The sequence below is a fragment of the Streptomyces sp. NPDC005898 genome (genome assembly GCF_040629635.1).
Classification (GTDB): Bacteria; Actinomycetota; Actinomycetes; order Streptomycetales; family Streptomycetaceae; genus Streptomyces.
The window spans coordinates 207,503-217,667 of sequence record NZ_JBEXWC010000012.1; the positions used below are offsets into that span (position 1 = coordinate 207,503).

At 71.8% G+C, this 10,165-nt stretch carries 9 protein-coding genes and 1 pseudogene; 6 read left to right on the forward strand and 4 right to left on the reverse strand.

Annotation, left to right across the window (positions count from 1 at the left end):
* Positions 1 to 16 precede the first annotated feature (16 nt).
* Together ABZ385_RS18795 and ABZ385_RS18800 are read right to left on the reverse strand one after the other, a co-directional pair.
* Positions 17 to 922: a radical SAM protein gene (locus tag ABZ385_RS18795; RefSeq protein ID WP_358698976.1), complete on the reverse strand. Its 906-nt coding sequence runs from the start codon at positions 920 to 922 to the stop codon at positions 17 to 19.
* Positions 923 to 1,132: 210 nt separating this feature from the next.
* On the reverse strand, positions 1,133 to 1,651 hold the full coding sequence (locus tag ABZ385_RS18800) for an NUDIX hydrolase (protein ID WP_358698977.1): 519 nt from the start codon (positions 1,649 to 1,651) through the stop codon (positions 1,133 to 1,135).
* Between the two features lie 201 nt (positions 1,652 to 1,852).
* Here ABZ385_RS18800 and ABZ385_RS18805 point away from each other — a divergent pair, with 201 nt between their 5' ends.
* Together ABZ385_RS18805 and ABZ385_RS18810 are read left to right on the forward strand one after the other, a co-directional pair.
* Positions 1,853 to 3,208, forward strand: a complete 1,356-nt coding sequence (locus tag ABZ385_RS18805) for a hypothetical protein (protein ID WP_358912250.1) — start codon at positions 1,853 to 1,855, stop codon at positions 3,206 to 3,208.
* 138 nt (positions 3,209 to 3,346) lie between these two features.
* A complete protein-coding gene (locus ABZ385_RS18810; protein WP_358580431.1) occupies positions 3,347 to 3,697 on the forward strand; it encodes a hypothetical protein in 351 nt (116 codons plus the stop codon).
* A gap of 98 nt (positions 3,698 to 3,795) precedes the next feature.
* On the opposite strand, the gene ABZ385_RS18815 is transcribed toward ABZ385_RS18810, so the two are convergent.
* Complete coding sequence (locus tag ABZ385_RS18815) at positions 3,796 to 5,448, reverse strand: FadD3 family acyl-CoA ligase (protein ID WP_358912252.1); 1,653 nt, start codon at positions 5,446 to 5,448, stop codon at positions 3,796 to 3,798.
* Positions 5,449 to 5,563: 115 nt separating this feature from the next.
* On the opposite strand from ABZ385_RS18815, the gene ABZ385_RS18820 reads away from it, so the two are divergent.
* The 4 genes from ABZ385_RS18820 to ABZ385_RS18835 all read left to right on the forward strand — a co-directional run bounded on the left by ABZ385_RS18820 (position 5,564) and on the right by ABZ385_RS18835 (position 8,744).
* A complete protein-coding gene (locus ABZ385_RS18820) occupies positions 5,564 to 6,715 on the forward strand; it encodes a lipid-transfer protein (RefSeq protein ID WP_358580330.1) in 1,152 nt (383 codons plus the stop codon).
* A gap of 60 nt (positions 6,716 to 6,775) precedes the next feature.
* Positions 6,776 to 7,237: an OB-fold domain-containing protein gene (locus ABZ385_RS18825; RefSeq protein ID WP_358580332.1), complete on the forward strand. Its 462-nt coding sequence runs from the start codon at positions 6,776 to 6,778 to the stop codon at positions 7,235 to 7,237.
* Positions 7,234 to 8,022, forward strand: a complete 789-nt coding sequence (locus ABZ385_RS18830) for an enoyl-CoA hydratase/isomerase family protein (RefSeq protein ID WP_358580334.1) — start codon at positions 7,234 to 7,236, stop codon at positions 8,020 to 8,022. Before ABZ385_RS18825 ends, ABZ385_RS18830 begins: the two co-directional genes overlap by 4 nt.
* 104 nt (positions 8,023 to 8,126) lie before the next feature.
* On the forward strand, positions 8,127 to 8,744 hold the full coding sequence (locus ABZ385_RS18835; protein WP_358912254.1) for a hypothetical protein: 618 nt from the start codon (positions 8,127 to 8,129) through the stop codon (positions 8,742 to 8,744).
* 31 nt (positions 8,745 to 8,775) lie between these two features.
* Here ABZ385_RS18835 and ABZ385_RS18840 read toward each other — a convergent pair.
* A pseudogene (locus ABZ385_RS18840) lies at positions 8,776 to 10,080 on the reverse strand (PQQ-binding-like beta-propeller repeat protein); the annotation flags it as partial.
* Positions 10,081 to 10,165 lie beyond the last annotated feature (85 nt).

The window sequence follows — 10,165 nt, forward strand, 5'->3', positions numbered from 1 at the left end:
TTCTCCTTGATGCGGGTCAAGCAGATGCGCCGATGGTAGCGACGCCCGGCGCACTTCCCGCCTCCCTCGGGTCACAGAAACCCACCGAGGGAACGCAGGGTTGGCAGGGACCGCACATCGGGAGGAACTGCGGCGGTGTGCACGCCCGTGCTCCGGGACCGTGCACCGCCGCGATATCGGCGGCCACCGCGGCCATCTGCGAGCCGCCCCACACTTCGGCGAGCGGCGCCGCCTTGACGTTGCCAAGGCTGAGGAAGCGTCCGAGCACACAGGGCCAGACGTCACCCGTAGGGCCGATGGCGCACTTTTCATGCGCACAGTGCCCGCACAGGTCCCCGACGGTGGGGGCAGCGCCAAGACTGGCCCGTCCGAACGCGCGGGCCCTGTCTCCACCCACCGTTTCGACACCGAGCACCGTGAGGTCCCGAGCCGCTTCCTGTGCGCGCTGCCCCGCACGCACGGCGACGACTCCGCCGCGCAGGGGGATGCCGAGTTCCAGCGCTCTCACGACGTTGGCGCGTGTCTTCTTGTGCGATCCCTTGAGCTGCGTCACCTGATCGTGTTCCTGCGCGCTGTCCGAGTAGTACGACGTGGCGAGCGTGACCCCGCAGCGCTTGAAGGTGTCCCACAAGGGCTCGCGGACGTGCGTCAGGTTCGAGAACACCTCGATGCCGAGTCCGAGTCCATGTGCGTGCTCGATCAACTCGGGCAGGTGGGGGTACAACGTCGGCTCGCCCCCGATGAACTGAACGTCCAACGCCTCCATGTCGGCGAGCTGGTCCAGCACGTTCACCCAGTCCTTCACGGTCATCGTGCCGTGGCTGCCCTGCGGTGACGAGTCGGCGTAACAGTGGGTGCAGACTTCGTTGCAAACCCCTGTCACCTCCAGCCATGCGAACTTGAGCAGCGTCGTGGCTGTCATGAGCGATCCCCTGTCTGTATCGGTGGGTCCTCTGGTGCGCGGTCCGGCGGGGAAGCGGCCACTTCCCCGCCGGTTTCACGGGTCGGCCGGTTGCACAATGTGCCGAGCGGCCCGGATGCCCCGAGCGGCGAGGCGGATGAGCCGACCCGCCGGGCGATGGTCTGCCTGCGGCTCGTCCGGCCAGGGCGGGAGTGCTGCGCGCCCAACCGGTCAGGACGCGACCGTCGGCTCGCCCAGCTGATACAGCGGCAACCGCATCCCGAAGGAGAAGGCGCGCGCCGCGGCCCGAACCCGCTTCACCTGGTAGGGACACGCCACGCTGTCCAAGTCGGCGGCGGCCACCCATCGCACGTCCGACAACTCGGAACGCGCCGATTCCGGCAGCGCTACTGCGGCAGCTTCTTCCGCGGTGAGTGTTCCGCCGTCCACGACGACGTTGTATTCCTCAGCACTCGTGCCGTCCTCACCCGCAGGCACCTGGTCGATCATCAGCGCGTGCGTGACGTGCCGTTTGATACCGGTCCCCTCATGCAGCGCCCGCACGGCGGCAGCGGCAACGGTCTCCCCAGAAAGCACACCGCCACCGGGGAGCTGCCACCCCCGCTCGTCGTCTGCCTGCTTGTACCGGGGCTTGACCATCAGTACGTCCCCGTATCCGTTGCGGACCAGGACCACGGCCTCGATGCGCCTGCGGGGCGGGGAAGCGGGATCAATGCCGGCATGTGCCATCTGGATTGCCTCTCTTGGTGGGGGCCCCGGTACCGAGCACGGCAACCGCGGAGAGCACCGTCCACGTCCACGGCCCGGTTCCGTTCACTGGTGATCGCTCCTGCCTCTACGCAACCGTGTGAACACGCTGAGGGGTACCTTGGAAGCAGTGCCGAAGTATGAAAGCCATGAACGCCGGACTGCCTGGCAGGAGTTGAGGGCATGGCGCCACGCACACGCACGCCGAACACTGATCTGGCGCGACTGCTTGAACAGGCCAAATGGAGCCGGTCCCAGTTCGCGATCATCGTCAACCGGTTGGGGGCCGAGGCCGGATTGGCGCTCCACTACGACCAGTCCGCGGTCTCCCACTGGATCAGCGGCACGGTCCCAAAGGTTCCGGTCAGGCGCGTGATCCTTGAGGCGTTCTCTCGAAAGCTGCATCGCACCGTGACGCATGCCGAGGCAGGGCTACCGGTCGCACCGTCTGACCAGGCCCCGCCGGGCATCGACACGGTGGAAGAACTAGTCGACCTAGGGAGGGCCGACATGGACCCCACTCGTCGTGGTGTCATCGCCGCGGGCGGTCTGTTCTCAGCAGCACTGACCGTGCCCTTGTTCGCCGACGCGGCGCGGGCCGCTGAAGCTGTCCCAGTGGCTCCCGGCAAGGCCACGGTTCGGATCGGGTCAGGGCAAGTCGAGTCAGTACGCAGGATGACGGAGAAGATCGCGGATATCCTGGACGAGCTGGGAGGGGCCCACGCCCGCCCCATGGCCGCCGCCTTTCTGGTCCACACGGTGGCCCCGTGGCTCCGCGCCGAGGCTTCTGCGGCTGTCAGAAAAGATATGTACGCGGCGGCCTCTGACCTGACCTACCTGACCGGCTGGATGGCCATGTACGAGCGGGACCACCGTACCGCCCAGGAGTACTACACAAGGGCGCTGGAACTCGCCGGCTACGCGGATGATCACGTGACGTACTGCCGAACATTGCGGGGCATGAGCCTCCAGGCATCCAACCTTGGATACGGTGCACGGGCCTTGCAGCTTGCGGACTCGGCGGCAGAGGCCGCCCCGAAGGGCGGTCCTCGGCTTAGCGCCTTTCTGACGGGACAGCAAGCACATGCCACGTCCATGGTCGGCGACCACAGACGGGCAAGGCGCTTGCTGGCGGAGACAGAGGTATCGCTGATGAAAGCCGACAACCGTCGTGAAGCCGTCGGAGGTTACGACCAATCCGCCTATGCGTTCCACGTCTCCCATGTGCTCTACGAAGGGAAGGACCTCCCGGGCTCGATCAGCGCGTTGCAACAGGCACTGAAGGTGCAGCCGAGAAGCGAACGGCAGGGCCGGGTGCATTTCAACGCTGTGCTTGCCCAACGCCAACTGCAGTACGGACATGTCGATGCTGCGTGCGAGTCGTGGAGAAGGTTCCTGGACGACTACGAACACATTTCCTCTGCCCGAGGGGACGAGCACTTCGAGACCATGCGGCTCCGTCTGAAGCCCTACGCGCGTACACGTGCCGTGCGGGCCATCTCCCCACGAATCGCTGCCGTAGCGCAGTTGAAGGGGTAGGAGGCCGCTCCGGCATCCGGGGTCCTTGTGCGGGCGTCGCCGACGGGGGCAAGGCCCGGCGTCTCCGGTGCCGTCGCCACCCGGGTCGCTGCTCCCAGTGACGGGAACCGGCACAGGGAGTTGATCGTCATGCAGAGCATGCCTTCTGCTCTCATTCTCGGTTTCGACCCGCACGCAGTGCCCGGTATGGACGGGGACGCCATGCGCGCGGTCCTGGACAAGGAACTGGCCCGTTTCGGCGAACATGGTGTCGAGGTGTCGATGGCGCTGATCGCGCCGGACGGGTCAGCCGAGGCCACGGTGGTCGCGGCGCTGGCCGAACGCGACTGGGACGTCGTCGTCATCGGGGGCGGGATACGCAAGCCCGAACCTCTGCTGACGTTCTTCGAGCAGGTCGTGAACCTGGTCCGGCAGCACGCGCCGGGGGCAGCCATCGCGTTCAACGCGGGCATCGACGACAGCGTCGAGGCCGCCATGCGGTGGCTGTGAGCCCCAGCCCGCAAAGGCCCCTCGGGCAGCGAGTGGGTCGGATCGCGCGGACGAGGGGAGTTCGGGGCCGTCCGGAGTGTCGCGGTGGGCCTCAGGGTTCAGGGGCGGCCTTCGGGCGGTCCGGTGGGGGGGCTCTGCCGCAGTTGTCCCTTCACCACCTTCCCGCTCGCGTTCCTCGGCAGGTGGTGGACGAACTCCACCGTCCGCGGCACCTTGTAGTTCGCCATCTCCCGGCGGGAGAAGGCGATCAGGTCGTCCGCCGTCACCGTCGAGCCCGGGCGTCGCACCACGTACGCCCGGCCCACCTCGCCGAGTCTCGGGTCCGGTACGCCGATCACCGCGACGTCCGCCACGTCCGGGTGGGCGGTGAGCAGCCGCTCGATCTCGGCGGGGTAGGCGTTGAAGCCGCCGACGACGAACATGTCCTTCATGCGGTCCGTGACGCGCAGGTTGCCCCGCACGTCCAGGACGCCGATGTCCCCGGTGCGCAGCCAGCCGTCCGGGGTCACCGCGCGGGCCGTCTGCTCCGGGTCCTCGAAGTAGCCCCGCATGACGTGGTGGCCGCGCACCTGGATCTCGCCGGGGTGCCCGGGGGAGAGCGGCCGGCCCGCCGGTGACACCACCCGTACCTCCGTGTCCGGTATCGCCCGGCCCGACGTCGAGGCGATGACCTCCGGCGCGTCGTCCCCACGGCACATCGTGACGATGCCGCTCGCCTCCGAGAGCCCGTACGCGGTGAGGACCGTGCCCACCCGCAGCTCGTCGCGCAGTCGCTCGACCAGCCGGAGCGGCACGAGTGCCGCGCCCGTCACCACGAGCCGCAGCGCCGACAGGTCGTGCCGGCCGCGGGAGGGGTGGTCGAGGATCGCCTGGTGCAGGGTGGGCGGGCCGGGCAGGACGGAGACGCGCTCGGCGGCGATGCTGGCGAGGACGGCGTCGACGTCGAAGACCGGCTGGGGGATCATCGTGGCGCCCCGCGTCAGGCAGGCGATGACCCCGGCCTTGTAGCCGAAGGTGTGGAAGAAGGGGTTCACGATCAGGTAGCGGTCGCCCTCGCGCAGGCCCGCCAGTTCGCTCCACACGTCGTAGCAGCGCAGCGTCTGCGCGTGGGTGATCACGACGCCCTTGGGGCGCCCGGTCGTGCCCGAGGTGAAGACGATGTCCGAGGGCGCCGCTCCGTCGATCGCCCGCGCCCGCGCGCGGACCGCCGCCGCGTCCACGCCGTCACCGCCCGCGAGGAAGTCGTCCCAGGTCCGGAAGTCCCGCGGGGCGTCGTCGGAGAGGACGACCACCTGTTCCAGGTGCGGAAGGCCCGGCAGTGGCCCGCTCCCCGGGCCCTCGGCCGCCGCGCGGCGCAGGGCGGCGACGTAGGAGGTGCCGAGGAAGGTGCCGGTGACGAAGAGGAGCCGCGCGCGGCTGCGGGCCAGGACGTAGGCGGCCTCCGCGCCCTTGAAGCGGGTGTTCACCGGGACGAGGACGGCCCCCGCCGAGACCGCGCCGAGCGCGCAGACGATCCAGTCGAGGGTGTTGGGGGCCCAGACGGCGACGCGGTCGCCGGGCTCGACACCGCTCGCCGCGCAGGCCGCCGCCGCCCGCTCCACGCGCCGGCCCAGTTCCCCGTACGAGATACGGGTGCGGCCCTCCACGACCGCCTCCCGGTCGCCGTACCGCTCGGCGGCCGACCGGACGAGGCCGGGGACGGTGCCCCACCGCAGGTCGCCACGGATCGCAGGCCCCAGGTCGCCGCGCATCGCAAGCCCCTCCCACCGCACCAGCTGACTGACCGTCAGATTAGCGGTAGCCTGACGCCCTGTCAGCGGCCCGGACACCCGCCGGGACGCCCCTCTCGCGGAGGTGCCGCCACCCATGCCTTCCCTCAAGGACGCCACGGCGATCGTCGGGATCGGCCAGACCGCGTTCGCCCGGCAACTGCCGGAGAGCGAGCGGACGTTGGCGTGCCGGGCGATCCTCGCCGCGCTCGACGACGCGGGCATCGCCCCGTCCGAGGTGGACGCCTTCGCCTCGTACACGATGGAGGAGACCGACGAGGTCGAGGTCGCCAAGGCCGTCGGGGCGGGCGACGTCACCTTCTTCAGCAAGGTCGGCTACGGCGGCGGCGGCTCCTGCGCCACCGTCGCCCACCTCGCCGCCGCGATCGCGACCGGTCAGGCGGGCGTCGGCGTCGCCTGGCGGTCCCGCAAGCGCGGCAGCGGCCCCCGCCCCTGGAAGAACACGGCCGTCCAACTGCCCACGCCCGCCCAGTGGACGCGCCCCTTCGGCCTGCTCCGCCCGGCCGACGAGATCGCGATGCTGGCGCGCCGCCACATGCACGAGTACGGCACCACCCGCGACCACCTCTTCAACGTCGCCCTCGCCTGCCGCAACCGCGCCAACCAGAACCCCGCCGCGATGATGTACGACCGTCCGCTGACCCGCGACATGTATATGACCTCGCGCTGGATCAGCGAACCGCTCTGCCTCTTCGACAACTGCCTGGAGACGGACGGGGCGTTGGCGTGCGTGGTGGTCTCCGCCGAGCGGGCCCGCGACTGCCGCGCCCGGCCCGTGTACGTCCACTCCGTCGCGCAGGGCCTGCCCGCGCAGCACCACGGCATGGTCAACTACTGGACCGACGACCCGCTCTCGGGGCCCGCCTGGACGGCCGCCCGGCACCTGTGGAAGCAGGCCGACTTCGGCCCGCAGGACGTGGACGTCGCGCAGATCTACGACGCGTTCACCCCGCTCATCCCGCTCTCCCTGGAGGGCTACGGCTTCTGCGGGCGCGGCGAGGGCGGCGCGTTCACCGAGGGCGGCGCCCTGGAGAGCGGCGGCCGGCTGCCCCTGAACACGGGCGGCGGCGGCCTCAGCGAGGCCTACGTCCACGGCTTCAACCTCATCACCGAGGGCGTCAAGCAACTGCGGGGCACCTCCACCGCCCAGGTCCCGGACGCGGCCACCTGCCTGGTGACGGCCGGCGAGGGAGTCCCCACCTCGGCCCTGCTCCTGCGGGCCCCCTGAGGGGCCGACGAAGAGCGCGAGCGGCCACGACGATCCCCCCTCCCCGCAAAGGACGATCACATGGCAGACGCGACCACGACGACCAGCGGGCTGCTCCGCCCCGTCATGGACGACGACGGCGCCCCCTTCTGGGGCTACGCCGCCCGGGGCGAACTGCGCGTACAGCGGTGCGCCGCCCCCGCGTGCGGCGAACTCCGCTTCCCGCCCCGCCCCTGCTGCCCCCACTGCCACTCCTTCGACAGCGAGTGGCACAGGATGAGCGGCCACGGCCGCGTCTGGTCCTACGTCGTCCCGCATCCCCCGCTCCTGCCCGCCTACGCCGCGCTGGCCCCGTACAACGTGGTCCTGGTCGAGCTGGCCGACGCCCCCCGCATCCGCCTCGTCGGCAACCTCGTCTCCTCCCCCGAGGACCCGCCGAACTCCGTCGACCCGGCGCGGCTGCGGATCGGCGCACGCGTGCAGGCGGTCTTCGCGGACGTGGACGGGGTCACGCTCCCGCGCTGGATCCTGGAGCGCCCGTGAGCGGGCCCGGCGGCGCCCTGCGCACCGCCCTCGACGAGGACACCGGCGTGGCGGTCCTCACCCTGGACCGCCCGGAGCGGCACAACGCGATCGACCTGGCGACGGCCGCCGGGCTGACCGCCGCCTGGCGGCGGTTCCGCCACGACGACTCGGTGCGCGCCATCGTGGTGACCGGCGCGGGCGACCTGGCCTTCTGCACCGGCATCGACCGGGCCGCCGAGGTGCCGCAGCCCGGCTCTCCGTACATGATCGACGACCCGCTCGTCGCGATCGGCCCGAAGGCGAACGACCTCTGGAAACCGGTGATCGCCGCCGTCAACGGCATGGCGTGCGGGGGCGCGTTCTACCTGCTGGGCGAGGCGGAGTTCCTGGTCGCCGACGAGCGCGCCACGTTCTTCGACCCGCACACCGCCTACGGGATGGTCAGCGCGTACGAGACGATCCACATGGCGCAGCGCATGCCGTTCGGCGAGGTGGCGCGGATGGCGCTGCTCGGCACGGCCGAGCGGATCTCGGCGCGCAGGGCGTACGAGACGGGCCTGGTCTCGGAGCTGACGGCGCCGGGCGGCGCGCGGGAGGCGGCCGTGCGGGCGGCCGAGATCATCGCCTCCTACCCCACCGAGGCGGTGCAGGGCACGGTCCGGGCCCTGTGGACGGCGAAGGAGGCCGCCCGCTCCCAGGCGCTGGCCCACGCGCCGCACCTGATCGCCCTCGGGAACCTGCCGCCCGACCGGCAGGCGGAGCTGTTCGGGGGCCGCCGGGGCGGCGGCTTCCGGGTCCGCTAGGAAGCGCGGCGGCCGCGTGGCGGGGGTGCCTTACCCGGCGTAGCGTCGATCTTGAGAGCCGCGTACGGAGCCACCGTGCGTGGACGACGTACGAGGAGGCCGGCATGGTCCGCAACGTCCTCGGCACGGTCCTCGCTCTCATCGGAGCGACGGCCGCCGTATGGAGCCCCTTCCGAGCCTGGTACGACGGCCGTCACGGGCGGGACTACCGCCTGGGCGAGCTGTTCTCCGGGGGCGGTGTCACCGACTCCGGGGCGCAGCTCTTCGGCTCGCTCTTCCTGCCCATGGCCTGCGCGGCGCTGGTGACGCTGGTCGGGCTGCTGCTGCGGTCCCGGCTGCTCGTGGCGCTCGCGGGCGTCGTCGTGCTCGGTTTCGCGGTGCTGTGGATGGTCCGCCAAGGCCAGAAGGAGGGGAGCCTGTCCGTCTCCGGCGACGGCTCGGGCCTCGGCCTCGGCGTCCTCGCGGCGCTCGGCGGCGGGGTCCTGCTCCTGCTCGCGGCGGCGCTCATGGCCGGGCGCTTGCGCGTGGCGGGGCCGGCGTACGACGACACCGGCGCACCGGAGCCGCGCCGCCGCCCGGGCCGCCGTGCGCGCCCCGCCGGCCGCCACGCGCACGGGCACCGGGACGACCCCGACCGCAACCGCCCGTTCTGGGAGAAGCGCCCGCAGGACACCCCGGAGGACGCCCCGGGCCATCCACCGGAGGAACCCCCGGACCGGTGACGGCCGGGGCCCCTGGGACCGGTGACGGCCCCTAGGTCCGGGGTGAGGTGCCCGTCCCCCGCTCCGCGTCCAGCGCGTACACGCAGCGGTCCTTGCTGCACGCGTACACCACGCCGTCCCGCACCACGGGTGTCCCCGTGATCTCGCCGCCGGTGGCCAGCTTCCAGCGGAGCCGGCCGTCGTCGGCCTTCAGGGTGTAGAGCAGGTGGTCCGTGGAGCCGAAGTGGATGCGCCGGTCGGCGACCACGGGCGCCCCGACGACCTCGCCGCCCGCCTGGAAGCGCCACTTCGGGGTGCCGGTGACGGCGTCCAGGGTGTAGAGCCCCTTGCCGCTGCCCACGTGGACGTGGCCGTCGGCGACGAGGACGGGTTCGATGGAGGAGCGGGACTCCGTGGCGATGCGCCAGCGGTCGCGGCCGTCCGTGGCGTCCAGGGCGTACACCGTGCCGAGGTAGTCGGCGAGGTACACGCCGCCGCCCGTGACGGCGGGGCCGGGCGCGAAGGCGGGCGGGCTGAGGAAGGCGGCGGGCGCCTCGAAGTGCCAGCGGACGTGCCCGGCGGCCACGTCGACGGCCAGGACGCGGGTGCCGGCGGCGACGTACACATAGCCGTCCGGGGCCTGGGTGACGCGGACCGGCACGCCGCCGCAGGAGGCCGCGTCGCCCACGGGGTAGGACCAGCGCTCCTCGCCGGTACGGGCCTCCAGGGCCCGCAGCCGCGCGTCCTTCCAGACGTACACCGTCCCGTCGAAGACGGCGGGCCCGGCCTCCGGCGTCTCGAAGTCGGTCTGGGCGCCGGTGATCTCCCATAGCTTCTCGCCGTTGGCGGCCTCCCAGGCCTGGACGCCGCCGCCCCGCGTGCCGGTGACGACCGTGCCCCGGGCGGCCTGGAGGGAGTACACCCACGCGTCGGTCGGCAGCCGCCACAGGTCGGAGCCGTCGGCGCCGTCGAGGGCGTACAGGGTGGGGCCGTCGGAGGCGTGGACGCGGCCGTCGGCGACCGCCATGGACCAGGCGACGTCCCGGGTCTTGAAGCTGCGGCGGCCCGTGCCGACGTCCAGGGCGTGCACCTCGAAGGAGGTGACGTAGACGAGGTTGCCGGCCACGGCGGGCGTGCCCCACACGTCGTTGGACATCCGGAACCGCCACGGCCGCCACGTCTTGGGACCCGTGTCGGGCGCGACCGCGGGCGGCGGCACGGCCGGTGCCGCGGGTGCGCCGGTGCCCGGCCCGCCCTGGGGCGAGGAGGAGCGCGACCAGGAGGCGGCGAGCCCGAAGTCACCGGGCACGGCGGCCGCGCGCGCGTCGGCCACCCGGGGCCCGGGGCCGATCGGCACCTGATAGGAAGAGCGTCGGGGAGGGAAAGATTGTACAAGGCGCTGTGTAGAACTAGGTGGTCGACGTATCAATAAAAAACGGGGT

Coding starts and splice junctions, on each gene's coding strand:
- ABZ385_RS18795 (WP_358698976.1), bottom strand. CDS start 922: ATGACAGCCACGACGCTGCTCAAGTTCGCATGGCTGGAGGTGACAGGG.
- ABZ385_RS18800 (WP_358698977.1), bottom strand. CDS start 1,651: ATGGCACATGCCGGCATTGATCCCGCTTCCCCGCCCCGCAGGCGCATC.
- ABZ385_RS18805 (WP_358912250.1), top strand. CDS start 1,853: ATGGCGCCACGCACACGCACGCCGAACACTGATCTGGCGCGACTGCTT.
- ABZ385_RS18810 (WP_358580431.1), top strand. CDS start 3,347: ATGCCTTCTGCTCTCATTCTCGGTTTCGACCCGCACGCAGTGCCCGGT.
- ABZ385_RS18815 (WP_358912252.1), bottom strand. CDS start 5,448: ATGCGCGGCGACCTGGGGCCTGCGATCCGTGGCGACCTGCGGTGGGGC.
- ABZ385_RS18820 (WP_358580330.1), top strand. CDS start 5,564: ATGCCTTCCCTCAAGGACGCCACGGCGATCGTCGGGATCGGCCAGACC.
- ABZ385_RS18825 (WP_358580332.1), top strand. CDS start 6,776: ATGGCAGACGCGACCACGACGACCAGCGGGCTGCTCCGCCCCGTCATG.
- ABZ385_RS18835 (WP_358912254.1), top strand. CDS start 8,127: ATGGTCCGCAACGTCCTCGGCACGGTCCTCGCTCTCATCGGAGCGACG.